Annotated in this window: 17 protein-coding genes and 1 pseudogene; 12 read left to right on the top strand and 6 right to left on the bottom strand. The window is 69.9% G+C overall.

Features of this window, described 5'->3' with window-relative positions; all coding sequences use genetic code 11:
* The coding region (locus E1289_RS39850; protein ID WP_131986268.1) for a hypothetical protein at positions 1-189 on the top strand (189 nt) is incomplete at its 5' end.
* A 61-nt stretch (positions 190-250) separates the two neighbouring features.
* On the opposite strand, the pseudogene E1289_RS40355 reads toward E1289_RS39850, so the two are convergent.
* Positions 251-1666, bottom strand: a pseudogene (locus tag E1289_RS40355) (HD-GYP domain-containing protein); the annotation flags it as partial.
* Between the two features lie 64 nt (positions 1667-1730).
* Between E1289_RS40355 and E1289_RS30245 the strand changes: the two are divergent.
* Entirely contained in the window at positions 1731-2120 is a 390-nt protein-coding gene (locus E1289_RS30245; protein ID WP_207929253.1) for a MerR family transcriptional regulator, read from the top strand.
* A gap of 235 nt (positions 2121-2355) precedes the next feature.
* Here E1289_RS30245 and E1289_RS30250 read toward each other — a convergent pair whose 3' ends face one another.
* From E1289_RS30250 to E1289_RS38485, 4 genes are read right to left on the bottom strand one after another with little or no spacing between them, the layout of a single operon-like run.
* Positions 2356-2595, bottom strand: coding sequence for a helix-turn-helix domain-containing protein (locus E1289_RS30250; RefSeq protein WP_243713248.1), 240 nt, complete (start codon positions 2593-2595; stop codon positions 2356-2358).
* A 32-nt stretch (positions 2596-2627) separates the two neighbouring features.
* Positions 2628-3566 carry a phosphoadenosine phosphosulfate reductase gene (locus E1289_RS30255; protein ID WP_207929249.1) on the bottom strand — a complete coding sequence of 313 codons (939 nt, stop codon included), beginning with the start codon at positions 3564-3566 and terminating at the stop codon, positions 2628-2630.
* A gap of 14 nt (positions 3567-3580) precedes the next feature.
* Positions 3581-4552 carry a bifunctional lytic transglycosylase/C40 family peptidase gene (locus E1289_RS30260; RefSeq protein WP_131986272.1) on the bottom strand — a complete coding sequence of 324 codons (972 nt, stop codon included), beginning with the start codon at positions 4550-4552 and terminating at the stop codon, positions 3581-3583.
* A gap of 30 nt (positions 4553-4582) precedes the next feature.
* Complete coding sequence (locus E1289_RS38485) at positions 4583-4894, bottom strand: helix-turn-helix domain-containing protein (protein WP_165970667.1); 312 nt, start codon at positions 4892-4894, stop codon at positions 4583-4585.
* Between the two features lie 183 nt (positions 4895-5077).
* Here E1289_RS38485 and E1289_RS38490 point away from each other — a divergent pair, with 183 nt between their 5' ends.
* From E1289_RS38490 to E1289_RS30290, 6 genes are all read left to right on the top strand, one after another.
* Positions 5078-5590 carry a hypothetical protein gene (locus tag E1289_RS38490; protein ID WP_165970668.1) on the top strand — a complete coding sequence of 171 codons (513 nt, stop codon included), beginning with the start codon at positions 5078-5080 and terminating at the stop codon, positions 5588-5590.
* On the top strand, positions 5587-5895 hold the full coding sequence (locus E1289_RS30270; protein ID WP_207929250.1) for a hypothetical protein: 309 nt from the start codon (positions 5587-5589) through the stop codon (positions 5893-5895). Before E1289_RS38490 ends, E1289_RS30270 begins: the two co-directional genes overlap by 4 nt.
* A gap of 71 nt (positions 5896-5966) precedes the next feature.
* A complete protein-coding gene (locus E1289_RS30275) occupies positions 5967-6635 on the top strand; it encodes a hypothetical protein (protein WP_131986276.1) in 669 nt (222 codons plus the stop codon).
* Positions 6635-8053, top strand: a complete 1419-nt coding sequence (locus tag E1289_RS30280) for a hypothetical protein (protein ID WP_131986278.1) — start codon at positions 6635-6637, stop codon at positions 8051-8053. The genes E1289_RS30275 and E1289_RS30280 overlap by 1 nt, the downstream gene beginning before the upstream one ends.
* Entirely contained in the window at positions 8043-9518 is a 1476-nt protein-coding gene (locus E1289_RS30285) for an SCO6880 family protein (RefSeq protein WP_243713249.1), read from the top strand. Before E1289_RS30280 ends, E1289_RS30285 begins: the two co-directional genes overlap by 11 nt.
* A 20-nt stretch (positions 9519-9538) precedes the next feature.
* Positions 9539-11020 carry a hypothetical protein gene (locus tag E1289_RS30290; protein ID WP_207929251.1) on the top strand — a complete coding sequence of 494 codons (1482 nt, stop codon included), beginning with the start codon at positions 9539-9541 and terminating at the stop codon, positions 11018-11020.
* A 50-nt stretch (positions 11021-11070) separates the two neighbouring features.
* Here the strand turns inward: E1289_RS30290 and E1289_RS30295 are convergent, their stop codons facing one another.
* The gene (locus E1289_RS30295; RefSeq protein WP_131986282.1) at positions 11071-11682 is read right to left on the bottom strand and encodes a DUF6000 family protein; all 612 of its coding nucleotides are present in this window, start codon (positions 11680-11682) and stop codon (positions 11071-11073) included.
* Positions 11683-11843: 161 nt separating this feature from the next.
* Between E1289_RS30295 and E1289_RS30300 the strand changes: the two genes are divergently transcribed.
* The 4 genes from E1289_RS30300 to E1289_RS30315 all read left to right on the top strand — a co-directional run.
* Positions 11844-13649, top strand: coding sequence for a TraM recognition domain-containing protein (locus tag E1289_RS30300; protein WP_207929252.1), 1806 nt, complete (start codon positions 11844-11846; stop codon positions 13647-13649).
* 74 nt (positions 13650-13723) lie between these two features.
* Positions 13724-14125: a DUF4913 domain-containing protein gene (locus E1289_RS30305; RefSeq protein WP_131986284.1), complete on the top strand. Its 402-nt coding sequence runs from the start codon at positions 13724-13726 to the stop codon at positions 14123-14125.
* Between the two features lie 40 nt (positions 14126-14165).
* A complete protein-coding gene (locus E1289_RS30310) occupies positions 14166-14960 on the top strand; it encodes a hypothetical protein (protein ID WP_131986286.1) in 795 nt (264 codons plus the stop codon).
* A gap of 45 nt (positions 14961-15005) precedes the next feature.
* Positions 15006-15689, top strand: a 684-nt coding sequence (locus E1289_RS30315; RefSeq protein ID WP_131986288.1) for a hypothetical protein, incomplete at its 3' end; no start/stop codon positions are given.

Raw genomic sequence — 15689 nt, forward strand, 5'->3', positions numbered from 1 at the left:
GACGCGGTCGCCGTCGTGGAACCGGCGGACATCATCGCGGCCGGTCCCCGCGGGCTGAACCGGCTCTACGTCGCCCTCACCCGGGCGGTCACGTCCCTGCACGTCCTGCACTCCCAGCCGCTTCCCGCGGCCCTTCTCCCGTCTCCCAGCCACACGACTCAAGAGCCCGCAGGAACGCGTCGACCATGACCGGATCGAACTGGGTCCCCGAACAGCGCCGCAGTTCCCGCACCGCTTCCTCGACCGGACGGGCCCTGCGGTAGGGACGCGTGGAGGTCATCACGTCGAAGGCGTCCGCCACACCGATCACCCGCGCGAACTCGGGGATCTCGTCCCCGGCCAGCCCCATCGGGTAGCCGCGGCCGTCCATCCGCTCGTGATGGTGCATGATCCCGGCCAGGGCCTCGTCCAGGAATCCGATCTCCCGGACGATCTCCAGTCCCCGCATCGGATGCAACTGGACGGCGGCGTACTCCTCATCGGTCAGCGGCCCGTCCTTGGTGAGGATGCCGGTCGGGACGCCGAGCTTGCCGACATCGTGCAACATCCCCGTGTACCGGAGCGTCTCGACACGTTCCGGCCGCATCCCGAGCTGCCGGGCGATCATCACCGCCGCCCGCGAGACCCGTCCGCAGTGCCCGCGTGTGAACGGGTCCTTGGTCTCCACCGCCTGGCACAGCGCCGCCAGCGTCGCGTCATGAGCCCGCTGCTGCGCGAACGCCTGCTCCAGCGCCCACCGCGCCACCAGCAGCGGCAGCAGCACCAGCACCGCCACCAGTAGTCCGAGCCGCCCCCACAGACCCGCGATCAGCAACCCGAACATGCCGTACCCGACGCATCCCGCGGCGACCGGGCCGCTCGCCCGCGCCAGCTCACCGGCGGCCGCCCGCCCGCTCAGCAGCAGCACCCCCGCCGTCAGCCCGAGGTTCAACACCACGAAGGTGACCAGCGCGGCCAGAAACGGCACGATGACCTGCCCGATCCAGCCGCCCTGACCGGGCTCGAACCGGCCGCCGCCGAGCAGGACGAACACCGTCCCCGCGGCGAAGCCGCTCAACGCGAACTGCGCTCCGTTGAACAGCCGCTTGACCGGCCCGACCTTGCGCTGCCCGGTGGCCATGGCCGAGGCACCTACCAGCGCCGTCCCGGCGGGGCCGAGCAGGACCACCGAGGCCAGGCTCGCCGCGAAACCGAGCGACACCCGGGCCCCCTCGACGTTCAGGCGGGCCGGCAGCGAGTCACAGACCACGAACAACACCGCGAGTGCGAGCAGCGCGTGCCAGTCCATGGCGGCGAAGGACCCGCCCGAGAGCAAGGACGCCACCAGCGCTCCGGTGGATGCGACCACGGCGCAGATGTAGAGCCTGGCCGTGTTGGGAAGTGCGACCATGGAGCGTTCAAAGAACCGATACGGGACCAGCCGGGCGGATCTGCCGTAGACAGAGGTCGCCACTGTGGCGAGGAGCGGGGAAGTATGAGCTCCATGCCACAGCGGCGACGAGCAAGAGCACCCGACTACTCTACTCTTTCGTAAGATTAAGGACGGCTCGAACCGGATTCCCTGCACGCTCCGGCCCACTGGAATCGCCCGATTCCGGCACTGACAGCACCCGCGTAGCGCCGACCGCACCACGAGGCAGAAGATGGCAAGCTTGACCGACGACATGGATCATCCGCCCCCGGCCCGGCACGCCGGCGGCGCGAGGAGGCACCCGACGGACGGCAGGCACATGCAGATCGGCGAGGTCGCCGACCGGACGGGTCTGAGCCTGCGCACCATCCGCCACTACGAAGAGGTCGGACTCGCCCTGCCCACCGCCCGCTCCCAGGGCGGCTTCCGCCTCTACACCGACGACGACGTCACCCGCCTCCTGGTCGTCAAGCGCATGAAACCTCTCGACTTCGCCCTCGAAGAAATGCGCGACCTGCTGGACATCCTGGACCAGCTTCAGTCCCCCGATACCGACGAGGCCGCCCGCACCGACCTCGGCAAACGCCTGGCCGTCTACCGTTCCCTGGTCGAGGAACGCTGCGAGAAGATCCGCGCCCGCCTGGCCGACGCCGAACAGTTCTCCGCCGAACTCGCAACAGCACTACGCAAACACCGCCCAGCAGGGTGAACTACCTGGTTGCCAGGTGCATAGCGCCCGGGGCCCGTCTGCGAGTCCGAGTGACTAGTCCGTGACGGTGTAGTGCCATATGGCCCGGCCAGATCGCGATTCCGCTGGCGTCCCTCGGCGCGCCAACCTCGGAAGCCGCCACCGGTTTTGTGCGATGCACCCGCCGGACGGCGTGCATCACCACCCTGCGCAGCCCCATACCGACATTGTTCAGGCGGTGGCTGATGTCGCAGCTTTACTCGGTCGGCTTTCGTTCGGCGTCAAGGAGACTGAGAAGGGCGGCGGTGGGGACTCTGTAGCAGTTGCCGATGCGAATTACCTTGCAGGGGAACTGATCGTTCTTGGCGAGTTGGTAGGCGTAAGTGCGGGAGAGACCCAGGGCGCGGGCCGCGGTGACGATGCCGACGACGCTGGGGAGTTCGGCGAGTTCGACGTACTTGAGGGGCTGCATGGTCTTGGCCTCCGTGAGACTCATGTCGATGGTTGAGGAGCCGGTGTTGCGCTGCTTCAGGTGAAGCACCAGCCGGTGTCGCAGGTGCCCTCTGCGCCTTCGAAGGGGAGGGTGTCGGTCTCGGGGGTGACGTCGGCGAGTGGGGCGTTGTAGCGGGTGAGGTAGACGGGGTCTTTGCCGAGGGCGCGGCGGCGTTGGTTGATGGTGGTTTCGAGGTCACAGGCTTTGGTGAACAGGGCTGGTTGGTGGCGGCGCATGTCTTGCCAGGTGGTGAGGCGGTGGAAGGGGCAGAACCAGCAGGCGGATTTGGGTGGGACGGGTAGGCCGGCGGAGCGGATGATGCGGGGGCAGTCGGTGCGGCGGATGCCGAGGTCGAGGAGTGGGTAGACGATGCGTTCGTAGGGTTCGTGGCGGCGGGTGTTGGCGCGGTGGATTTCGTCGAGGCTGATGCCGATGGCGATGGTGGCGGGGTTGGCAGGGCTGGCGCCGTGGGTTTTGAGCCAGCGGCCGATGACGCGGATTTTGAAGTCGGCGGTGCAGGAGCGGGTGCCGGGTGCGCCGTTGCTCATGCGGACGGGGATGGGGATGGAGCGGGAGCCTTCGCGGGTGAGGCGGCCGTAGAGGGTTTCGGTGGTGCCGTCGCGGCGGATGCGGTGCAGTTGGCGCAGGTCGATGCCGTGGGCGGCGGCGTAGGGGGCGGCGTGGTCGTGGATGTAGCGCAGGGTGGCGGGGTGTTCGGAGTCGTCGCCGACGTTGGCGAACAGGAACGTGGCGAAGTCGATTCGGCCTTGGGCGGCCAGGACGAGGGCGGCGGTGGATTGCCAGCCGCCGCCGTAGCTGAAGGCGCGGATCGGCCCGCAAGGTGGCGGGCTCTTGGCCTTCTCCGGTTGTGGTGACGTCGTCTTCGAGTGCTGGCGACTGGTTGCAGAGCGAGCGTGGGCGTGGTTCCCCCTGCGGTTGTGTGGCTCACAGTCTGGGTTTCGGTGGTGGTGCAAGGGCGGGCCTCCGGTCAGGTTTGGGCGTTGCGGACTGTGGGGCGGGTGGCGCCGATGTACTGGTGTTCGCGGTGGGGGTTGCCGGTGAATTGGGCGATGCGGACGACGTCGCCGGTGTGGGGGGCGTGGATCATGCGTCCGTGGCCGTAGTAGATGCCGACGTGGTGGATGGTGGCGGGGTCGGTGGTGTCGGTGGCGAAGAACAGCAGGTCGCCGGGCTGGAGCGCTCTCCTTGGGATGTGGGTTCCGGCGTTGTATTGGGCGGCGGCGACACGGGGGATGCGGGCGCCGGCTTGGGCCCAGGCGTGTTGGGTGAGGCCGGAGCAGTCGAAGCCTTTGGTGGCGGCGCCGTGGGCGATGCCGTAGGTGGGGCCTGAGGGTCCGCCGCCTCCCCAGGAGTAGGGAGTGCCGAGCCACCGCAGCGCGGCTTGGACGGCGATGGCGCCGCGTCGGCTGGTGGTGGGGGTGGCGTAGCGGGCGGCTTGGTCGAGGACTTTGCGGACGTACCAGTCGGCGTGGTTGTAGTGCCAGATCGCGCGGCGTAGGTGTGTGCCACCTTTGCCGGCGCCGTTGGCGCAGAGGTAGTTGGCGGCGCCGTGGATGGCGTCGGCGGGGTTGTAGCGATCTTTGGTTCCGTCGTGATCGCCGTCGGCGCCATAGGCGACCCAGGTGGAGGCGAGGAACTGCATGGGGCCACCGGCTCCGGCGTGGTTCTCACCGGAACCGACGCCGGGCATGGTGGAGCGGCCGTGGTCGGATTCGATCTTGCCGATCGCGGCCAGGACGTTCCAGGGCAGGCCGGGGCAGGTCTGTGCAGCATCGAGGTACCAGCGCAGGTACGCCGGTGGGATGTCGCGTTTGGCCTCAACGGTGGGTGCCCCGGCCAGGCTTGAGTTGATGCCCGCGGCCGAGTCCTGTCCAGCGAGCAGAAGGACGAGCGCCAGCGGCAGGGTGAGGACGGTGGCGCAGGCGGCGGCGACCTTCACCGGGTGGGCCGCCGAGGTGAGGCAGGCCGGCTAGTCGGTGGTGTTGTGGGCGCCGGTGCGGGCGCGGCGTTGGGCGCGGTACCCGGCGCCCTTCCTCGGTTCGGGCTGGGTGGGTTGTGGCTGGTGGGTTGGGTCATCGGCGGCTTCCCCGGGTTGGTGGTGGGGCTGCCGCAGCACCTGGCGGACCGCTTCCCAGGAGTAGCGGAAGTCCTTGCCGGTTTTGAGGGCGGGGATCTGCCCGGCGTTGGCCATCCGGCGGACGGTCTGGGGCGAGAGGCCGAGTTTGGTCGCGAGTTCGGCGGTGGTGAGGACGTCGGGGTCGCGGCCGGGTGTCTCGGTCATCGCGGGGCTCCTGGGGTGGCGGTCACGGGTTGTTCCTTTCCAGTGTGGCGGGTTGGTGCTGCGGAAGCACGTTTTTGAGCGTGATGGCGATTCCAGAAGTTGTTTGGTGATACTTGCGCTCCACAATCTTGCCACGTACTGTGATCGCTCAACAACCCAGAGCATTGATTCGGGGGTATGCGGGTGAGTCTTCGACAAACCGAACCGACCCGCGCCAGCACGGCGCAGGAAGAGCAGGACGAAGTGCTGGACGTGGTCGTGGCCGGCGCACATGGCGGCGCGGGGACGTCCACGCTGACCGCGCTGCTGCCCGCGGCGTGGGACATGGGGTCGATCAAGCCGCTGCTGGAGCTGGGCCGCTCGCCGCTGCGCACCAAGGGCCGCCCGGTAGTCCTGGTCGTGCGGAACACCGCGGTGGCGGCCAAGGACGCCACGGCCGCGATCGGCGCCCTGCGGGACTGGGAGGAGCGGGTGTCGGCACTGGCGATCGTCAGCGACGGCGGCCCGGAATCGCGGGACGCGACGGCCCGGTTCGCGCTGCTGAACGCGCGGGTCGGCGGTGTGGTGCGCGTCCCGCATGTGCGGGCGTTGCGGCTGGTGGAAGACCCCACGGTCGTTGACCTGCCGGGCAAGGCGCGCCACGCCCTCGACGAGCTGCGCCGTCTGGTCGGCGGGTCAGGCGAGCGGGGGCGGTGACCGTGCTCGTCTGGCTCATGGACCTGTTGCGGTTGGTGCCGCGCGCCGATGTGGATGTGCCTGATCCTGCTCCGGAGCCGCCGCCGGGGCTGGATCAGAAGATGGAGACGTTGCTTGCGTGGGGTAAGTGGGGCGTGCTGATCTGCGGTGTCGCGGGCCTGTTCATCTGCGCGGGTCAGATGGCCATCGGACGTAAGAATCGGTCGACGTTCGCGGCCGATGGCGCGACCGGCATCCCGTGGGTGCTGGGCGGGCTCAGCCTGGCGGCGACAGCCGCGCCGATCGTCGGGGTATTCTTCGAATGAATCGGTCGAAGAATCAGCAGCGTCCGGGCAGTCTCGCGTGGCAGCGCCGTGGCTGGATCATCACGACCGTAGTGATCGCCGCAGGAGCCCTGATCGGCCTTGTCATGCCGGTGGCGTTCAGGACCGAGCCGACCAGCCCGCCGATCACCGTCCGCACAACGGTGCATGCCGGGCAGCTGGCGAGCGCTCCGCAGGTGCCGTTCACGGGCATGATGTGGCGTGACTACCACGGTGTCCTTCTCCCCTACTCCGCCGACGACGGCCCACGCGACACGGCCAACGATCTAGCGACAGGGTTTGCCCGGACGCCGCGTGGTGCACTGCTCGCCGCGGTCCACATCGTGGTGCGGGCGAACGTGCGGTGGGGGCCCAAGGTGTTCGAGCCCACCATCGAAGACCAGGTCATCGGACCCGACGCCGAAGCCTTGCTTGCCGCTGCCCGCGAGGCGTACGAGGAGCTGCGCGGGGACCGGCCGGACGGGGAGGCGCTGGGCCGCGGGTACGTGGTCCTGGAGGGGTTTCGGTGGCAGGGCTACTCCCCTGCGGCGGCGAGTGTGGATCTGGTGTCGGCCGGTCCGGGCGACAGCGATGTGACCGTCCGGGCGGTGACCCGAGTCCAGGTGCAGTGGCAGGGCGGTGATTGGCGTGTCGTCGGCCCGCCGGGCGGGACGTGGGCCGGGTCGGCGGCCCCGGTCGATTCGACCGACGGCTATGTCCGCTTCCCGGGCGGAGGTGCCTGATGCTTCCCCTTGACCCGTGTTCGCCCCTCACCGATCCGGCCTGCCTGCAACCGGTCGACAACGACGATGGCCAGAACACGCTGGTTCCACCGCCGCCCGATATCCCGGGCGCGATCGGCGGCCGGATGCTGGACGAGGCCGCCGAGTCGTTCCAGGCAGCGGTCGGATGGCTGATCTCCAAGACCGCGTCCTGGTGGGTGGAGACGCCCTCGCCGGATCTGCAGGAGGAGTCGGCGATCGGGCATCTGCAGCTGCTGGTCCAGCCGCTGACGGTCGCGGTCGCGGTGCTGGGGCTGCTGGTGGTCGCCGCGAAGATGGCGCTGACCCACAAGGCCAACCCGCTGATCGACCTGGGCCGGGGCCTGGCGGTGCTGGCGGCGGTCACCACGATCGGCGTGGTGGTGCCGAACCTGCTGCTTCAGTGGGGCGACCAGTGGTGCGACTGGGTGCTCAGCGCGTCCTCGCAAGGTGACTTCGCGCAGCGGATGACCAAGGTCGTGACGTTCCCGTCGGGGACACCGGCCGCGCTGGTCCTGCTGCTGTGCATGTTCGCGCTGGTCATCGGCGTCCTGCAGGCGATCCTGCTGCTGTTTCGCGCCGGGGCACTGATCATTTTGGCGGGGCTGCTGCCACTGGCGGCCGCGGGGATGATGACCGCGGCGACCAAGTCGTGGTTCGCGCGGGTGGCGGGCTGGATGCTCGCGCTGATCTTCTACAAGCCCGCCGCCGCAGCGGTGTACGCGACCGCGTTCACCCTGGTCGGGGAAGGGCAGAGTCTGCACGCGCTGCTGATGGGCCTGACGATGATGCTGATCAGCCTGGTCGCCTTCCCGGTCCTGCTGAAGTTCTTCACCTGGACGACCGGCGGAACCGAGTCCGGCAGCGGCGGCGGCATGCTCGGCACGCTGATGAGCAGCGCCGCCGCCCTCGGCGCCCTGCGCGCCTACGGCAGCGGCGGCTCCGGCGGCGAGTCCGGGAACGGGCAGTCCAGCTCGGCCAGCGAGCACACCAGCTACCTCAAGCAGCAGCTCGGCGACCAGGACACCTCACCCGCCGGCGACTCGGCAGACCCGGCGCCCACGACATCTGAGTCACCCGACCGACACTCACCGGCCTCCAACCCCGACGACCCTGCGTCCACCTCGGGTGCTCCGCCCGGAAGCGACCAGCCGGGCAGCATCCCGTCTGAAACGGAGCACAGCCCTGCAGGCGGATACGGGTGGGCGCCACCTGACGGCGGTCAGGGTGAGCCGGTCGGACCCGCGTTGATCCGGACGGCGGACAAGGAGCGTCAGCGCGGCGAGGACATGGTCCGCTGGGCCGCCACCGGCAGTACCGGGGGCGCCGGCGGTCCTGGTGGCGGGGCCGGTGGTCCGACCGGCGCGGTCAGTGATGGAGGTACCGGCGGTGGGAAGTGAGATCCGCACCTACGGCGGCTGGCGGCGCCGGCACGGAATCGGCCTGCTCGGCCTGGACACCACCTCCACTTTCGTCGCCCTCGGCGCGGCGCTGTTGGTGGTCCTGGTCGCTGCGACCGCGCCGAGGCTGCTGGTCTACCTGCTTCCACCGGCGCTGATCGGTGGCGGGCTGGGGCTGGTCCGGATCGGTGGTGTCCCGGTGGCGCGGCTGGTCCTGGCCCGCTGCCGATGGCGCTGGGGCGTGTGGCGAGGGCACAACCGCTACCGCGCCGGAGTCGTTACCGACCACCCACGCGCGTTCCAGCTCCCGGGCGTGCTGGCGCCGTTGACACTGCTGAGCGCTGAGGATGGGTACGGCGGGCGGTACGGGATCGTGTGGGACCGCCGCACCGGGCTGCTGACCGCCACGCTACGGGTCGTCCCGGCCTCGACCTGGCTGGCCGACCGTAGCGACGCCGACGCCTGGGTTGCGGGCTGGGGCGGCTGGCTCGCCGCACTGGGCCACATGCCCGCCGTCCGATGGGTCACCGTCACCGTCGACACCGCACCCGAGCCCGGCTCCACCCTCGCCGACGCCGTAGGCCGCGCCGTCGTCCCTGCTACGCCTGCGGCGGCGCGGACCATCATGAGCGAACTGGTCCGCACCGCCCCGGCCGCGGCGGCCGATGTCGACACCCGCGTTTCGATCACCTTCGACCCCAAAGCAGCGGCGGCCCGGCCCAAAGACCTTTACGAGGCTGTCGCGGAGCTGGGCCGCACGTTGGACGGGCTGGCGTCCCGGCTCGGTGGCTGCGGGGTATCCGTCCTGGGGCGGGCGACGGCCGCGGAGATCGCCGGGGCGGTACGCACCGCGTTCGACCCGCATGCCCGCGGCGAGGTGAACCGGCTGCTGACCGGCCCGGACTCAGGCGAAGTGTTGAGCTGGTGTGATGCGGGTCCGGTCGCCGCGACCGAGCACACCGGGTACTACGAGCACGACGGCGGCGTCTCGGTGAGCTGGGCCTGGCACGAACCACCCCGCCAGAACGTCCGCTCCGACGTGTTGGCCCGGCTGGTCGCGCCCGGGCCGTTCCCCAAGCGCGTCACCCTGCAGTACCGGGCGCTGCCGGCCGCGGCGGCGAGCCGGGTGCTGCAGCAGGAGGTGAACGCGGCAGCTTTTCGTGCCCAGTTCCGCCGCCGCACCGGACGCGACGAGACCGCCCGCGACAGCTGGGACGCCGCCCGCGCCCGCCAAGCCGCCGCCGAAGAGGCCATGGGCGCCGGGGTGTGCCTGGTCTCGCTGTACGCCACCGTCACCACCACCGACCCCGACCAGCTGCGCCGCGCCGTCGCGCACGTCGAGACCGCCGCCGACTCGGCCAAGATCCGGCTGCGGCGCCTGTGGGGCAGCCAGAGCGCCGGGTTCGCCACCACCCTGCCCTGCGGCATCTGCCCACCCCAACTGTCCCGCCGCCTCACCCACTAACAGCGTTGGAGGAACCGAGCTTGCCGAACGCCGAAACCCGGGCCATGGCCGAACCGCTCGCCCCGCCCTGGGGCTGGCGCGGCCCCGGCGCCGGGCGCGCCGCGCACGTCGAACCCGCACCCGAATACCAGGCCACCACCAGCCAGGTCTGCGGCCTGTATCCGTTCACGGCCGGGTCGGGCACCCCTACCGCCGGCACCCCGGTCGGACGCCATCAACTCTGGGGCGAGGTCGTGTGCCTGGACCCGCTGGCGTGGTTGCGGGAAGGGCTGGTCACCAACCCCGGCATGTTCGTCCTCGGACAACCCGGCACCGGAAAATCCACCCTGGTCAAACGCCTGGTCACCGGGGCTGTGGCGACCGGCACCACACCGATCGTCCTGGGCGACACCAAACCCGACTACACCATGCTGGTCGAGTACCTGGGCGGCCAGGTCATCCGGGTCGGACGCGGCGTCGACCGCATCAACCCCCTCGACACCGGGCCCCTCGACCAAGCCCGGCGGCGTCTCACCGGCGCCGCCGCCGAGACGCTCCGCTGGGAAGTACGGTCCCGGCGGCTGTCGCTGCTGCTGGCGCTGGCCACCCTCGTCCGCGAAGCACGCATCACCAACGCCGAGGAAGTCGTCCTGGGCCGCGCGATCGACCTGCTCGATCATCGCCTCGACCATGACCCGACCATCGTGGACGTCCTGCGGGTGCTGGAGCAAGGACCCAACGAGTTGCGCACGGCGACTCGAACCGATTCCGGCGACGCCTACCGGGCTCAGACCCGCGACCTGGTGTTCACTCTCGATCTGCTGATCTCCGGGTCGCTGGCCGGTGTCTTCGACACCGCCACCACCCGTCCCCTGAACTTGGACGCGTCCGCGGTCAGTGTCGACATCTCCCGTGTCCGCGCCGCCGGTGACAAGCTGCTGACCGCCGCGATGCTGTGCACCTGGGCGTATGCCTTCGGCATGGTCGACGCCGCCACCACCCTGGCCGACCTGGATGCCGGACCACGCCGCTCCTACCTCGGCGTCATCGATGAACTCTGGCGAGCCCTGCGCGGCGCCCCCGGCCTGGTCGAACACGCCGACGCCCTCACCCGCCTCAACCGCGCCAAAGGCATGGCCTCGATCATGATCACCCACTCCCTCGCCGACCTCGACGCCCTGCCCACCGAACAAGACCGCGCCAAGGCCAAAGGGTTCGCCGACCGCTCCGCCATCACCGTCCTTGCCGGGTTGCCGCCCCGGGAGCTGGCCCGCGTCCACGAGATCGTGCCGCTGACCGGGCCTGAGCAGCAGCTCGTCACGTCCTGGTCGGCGCCCGACTCCTGGCAGCCCGGCGCTCGCCACCCCGGACGCGGCAAGTACCTCATCAAGACCGGTGAACGCCTCGGCATCCCCGTCGAACTCTCCCTCGTCGGCCCCGAAACCGACCTCTACGACACCGACCAGAACATCCGTCGAGATCCTGGACGCTATCGGGGGAACTGCGGGGTGGTGGCCCCGTGAGGCGGCCGCCTGCGCCCGAAGTTGGCGGAACTGGCCATTTCAGAGCGACGTCAGGGTCGGTTGTGGCGGCTCATGATGCGGTCGGCGAAACCGCAGAGCTCGGCGGTGTGGCGCCGGCATTCGCGTGGGTCCTGGCCGGCGTATACCGACTGCGGCCAGAGCTCGATGAAACGGTCAGCGCGGCTGGTGCCGAGTACTTCATCAAGGTGAAGCAGTGCGCCGATGGCCGCGTCCTGGTTGTAGTGGCAGTCGGCACGTGGCAGGTAGTGGTCCAGATAGGCGGCCAGGATGTCGGCGTCTTCGGGTTGACCAAAGCGGGCCAGGGCGATGCAGTACCCGATCCCGGCGTAGACCAGTTCACTGGCCAGCAGAAGCTCACCGAGGGGGTCCCTGAACTGGCTCCGCCGGTCCAGCGCGATGAGCCATCCGGCAGTGATTCTGGAGCGCCATTCCAGCTCCAGCAGCGCGCTCAGATCCTCATCGCTGATCTCGCGAGCATCGCTTGCCAGGGCTGCCTCAAAGGCATCGATGTCGGGCCTGCGGGGCTGTATCGGGTTTCGCAGGCTCCGGTAGCGGCTGGTGGCGTAGGACTCGGGATTCCAGACCACATAGCGGCGGATGAGGGCCAGGTCCTGCGGTGTGCTGGGAACGCGGAATGTCACGGGCACATCCTGGCCCGCCGGGTGGTCGGCCCGTCAGGCGGGCGCCCCGCTTCACACCGACTGATCTTGCCCCTTCGGCCTCTGGAAAGGCCCGAGCACGCACCCCACAGAGATCAAGCACGTCGAGGAGTTCTTACCGGCCAGGCTGTACGGGGCGGCGCATGAGCCGGGCGTTGGGACCGAAGGCGTCCTTGTGGCACTCCAACGCGGGCGCCGCCTGGCTGGTGCTCGCCGCCTGCTGGATGCCCATCGTCGGGCTGTGGGTGGTGTGGGCCGCCGCCAAGCTCTGCACTACGGCCACCGGCGGGTCGGTCATGCCGTTCGGGTCTGACTTCGCCGTCGCCCTCATCCGGGGAGAAACCGATGTGGCGTGGCCGGGGACGCCGACACCGCTGGTGTTGCTCATCCTCGTTCTGTTGGTCGCCGCGCTGGTGTACGGGGGTTGCGCGGTCTGGTTGCGGATCGCGGAACGTTTCGCACAGCCCGGGGACCCCGTCGCTGCGCTCGCCGACAACCCCGGTCTCACCGCCCTGCAGCCCGGGGCGACCGCCGAGAAGGCAATCGCGCTGCGGCGTTCACTCGCCCAATCCGACCCCGGCGACCTGGAGCCCAGCGATGTCGGCCTGGTCCTGGGAGATGTCCTGCTCCCGGGTGACCGCAGTGGCCCCACGCTGTTCGCTTCTTTCGAGGACACGGTGGTGGCGTTCATGGCGCCGCGGTCGGGCAAGACCACCACCCAGTCCATCCCGCACGTCCTCTCGGCGCCGGGGCCGGTGATCGCCACCAGCAACAAGGCCGACCTGTGGTCGGCGATCGCCGCCGTCCGCGCCGACCGCACCGGCGGCACGACCTGGCTGTTCGACCCGCAGCACATCACCTACCAGCCGCAATCGTGGTGGTGGAACCCCCTGGCCGGGCTGTGCACCGTCGAGGACGCGCACCGCCTGGCCGGGCACTTCGTCCTCACCGTCGACGACGGCCAGAAGAAGGACCTGTGGGGACCGGCCGCCCAAGACCTGCTCTGCGCGCTCTTTTTGGCCGCCGCGACCTCCGGCCGCTCGCTGCACCATGTGGCCGGGTGGCTGGATGAGCCCGCCGTCCCCACTCCCATCGAGTTGCTGCAGGAGGCGGGGTTCCATCTGATGGCTTCCTCCCTCAAAGGCACCCAGAACGGCGCCGTCGAGACCCGTGACGGGATCTACCAGACCGCCCGCACCGCCGCCAAAGCCCTGCGCGACCAGGAAATCCTGGCCTGGGTCACCCCGAACCGCGACCTGCCCGTCTTCGACCCCGACGCCTTCGCCACCTCACTCGACACCCTCTACCTGCTGTCCAAATCGCTGTCGGCCGCCGCGCCGTTGATCGCCGCGCTCACCGACACCACCATGCGCGCCGCCGAACGCCGCGCCGAACAAGCCGGCGGACGCCTCGACCCGCCCCTCATCGTCGCCCTCGACGAGGCCGCCAACATCTGCCGCATCGCCGACCTGCCCCAGCTGTACTCCCACCTCGGCTCGCGCGGCATCATCCCCGTCACCATCCTGCAAAGCTACGAGCAAGGCGTGACCGTCTGGGGCGAACCCGGCATGGCCGCGCTGTGGGGCGCCGCGACCCGCAAACTCATCGGCGCCGGCATCGACTCCCCCCGCCTGGTCCGCGACCTGGCCACCCTCATCGGCCAACACGACGTCCCCGTCCGCTCCATCACCTACAGCGACGGACGCGCCAGCGAACAGATCTCCCTGCGCCGCCAGGAAATCCTCGAAGCCGCCGACATCCGCGCCCTGCCCACCGGCACCGCCCTCCTGCTCGCGACCGGCACCAAACCCGCGCTCATCCGGCTGCGGCCCTGGTACGCCGGCCCGCACGCCGCCGCCATCACCAACGCCATCAAGACCGCCGACAGCGCCATCGCCGAGGCCGCCCGCCGCCACTACAACCGCCCAGACAACCCGCCCACGCCGTAACCCGCCCACGCCGTAAATCCGCTTCCACGAGAAAGGGGCCTTCGAATGCACCGATCCGCAGCTTTGGAGGCTTCATGCCCAAGCCCGAACCATCCACGACGCAAAGCAAGCGTCCCGAATCGCTGTACCCGGACGTCACCGCCTGGGTGACCGGGCACTTCGTCCCGATGTACCGCCGCACCCTGGGCGGGGAGTTCCGCTGGTGCGCGCAATGGTGGCGCCACGGCGAGGCCATCTCCCGCCTCACCGCCCTGTGGTTCTCCTGGGAGTCGATGCGGCTGCAAGGCGCCACCGGCATGGCCCTGTGGTACCGCGACCACCTCGACCACCACATCCCCGTCCTCCTCGGCCCCCGCGGCCCCTTCTACCAATGCACCGAGAACGAACACCTCACCCCGCACCAAGCCCGCACCATCCCCGTCCCCGCCGGCTGGCTCGGCCTCGACCCCGATGACCCGGACCTGGTCGACGCATGACGCCGCTTCTGGTGGTCCGAGCCGCTGACTGGAGAACCGCATGACCGAACGTATGGAGGCCACCGCGCTGGCCTTGGACGCCTATGAACAGCACCTGTTCGGCGACCTGGCCAACGGCCACCGCACCGACCACGCCGAAGCCGAAGGACTCCTGCACTCCCTGGTCATCGACCTCATCAACTACGGCGAAGGCAACCACCTGGACGTAGTCGACCTCCTCGACGCCCTGGTCCAGGCCCGCATCGACCGCGGCGGCGCCCTGACCAATCCCCGCTACAGCTTCCGCCTCAACACCGAAGTCCAATTCCGCGACCACGCCGCCGAACACCACCGCGGCTTCATCACCGAACTCAAGTCATCCGGTCCCAGGCAGGAGGAGATCGAATGCAGGCTGCGCATTCCCGGCCTCGTCGACCCGCAGCACACCCTCACCTCCATGCTGGAGCCGGCCACCCGCCTGAGCCCGCTGATGACCCGCACCCGCGGGACGGCCTTCTCAGCTCTGGAGGTCGAAGACCTCATCATCGACCTCGTCACCGCCCTGCCAGCACAGGGCAGTGAAACCGGGGCTGACCCGCAGGTGCTGGCGGACCTGGCCGAACTGTCGGCCGCACTGGCCACCTGGGCGGGCACCAAACCCGACCACGTGCTGCACCACCTTCGGCACCAAGCCCGCGAAATCCGCGCGCTGAACCAGCCGTCCTCGGCTGCTCGCCGGGCAGCGGCCGCGTTCCCCAACGACATCGCCGCCAGCCTGGCCCGCGAACAACCTCACGCACCCTCGCCCAGCCGCCCAGCCCCTCCGCGACCGAGCACACGTCCCCGGCAGTTGTGACCACCACACATCCATCGCCCGGAACCCATGACTTGGAGGTACTGCATGCCCGACCACGATGAGGCCGTCGCCGCCGCACTCGACAGCTACCAGTACCGGCTCCTGCCCGACCACATCCACAGCCACCGAGCCGACCCCACGCTGGCCGAACGGCTCATCGACTCCTTCCTCCAGCAACTCGCCCGCTACGCCGACCGCCGCGACCTCGACATCCACGACACCCTCGCCGAACTCCACCAGCAGCGCATCGACCGCGGCGGCCCCGACCACGCACCCGAGTACTCCTTCCGGCTCGGCGCCCAGGTCCAACCCCGACAACCACCCACCGCCACCGGCGACAATGCGGGCCACCCGCTGTGGCGGGGGTTCATCACCGCCCTCGCCGCGACACCGGACGGCCAAGCCCAATGCACCGTACGAATCCCGGGCGTCAACCAAGCCCTGCAGATCACCGCAGCCGAACTCGAACCGGCCGATTCGCTCCTGCCGCTGCCCACCCGCACCGCCGGGATCGTCATCACCGCCGCCGAGGCCGAACAGACGATCATCGACATCGCCGTCCGACTCAAACGCGCCGCCGGCAACGGCCTGGCCACCAACGAACACGCACTCGCCGACCTCGCACAACTCACCATGAGACTGAGCGCCTGGTCCGGCAGCCAACCCGACGCGATCATGCGGCACCTCTACGACCGCATCACCGACGCCGCCCACCCACCGCCCCAAGAG

Source organism: Actinomadura sp. 6K520 (assembly GCF_004349245.1).
Lineage (GTDB): Bacteria > Actinomycetota > Actinomycetes > Streptosporangiales > Streptosporangiaceae > Spirillospora.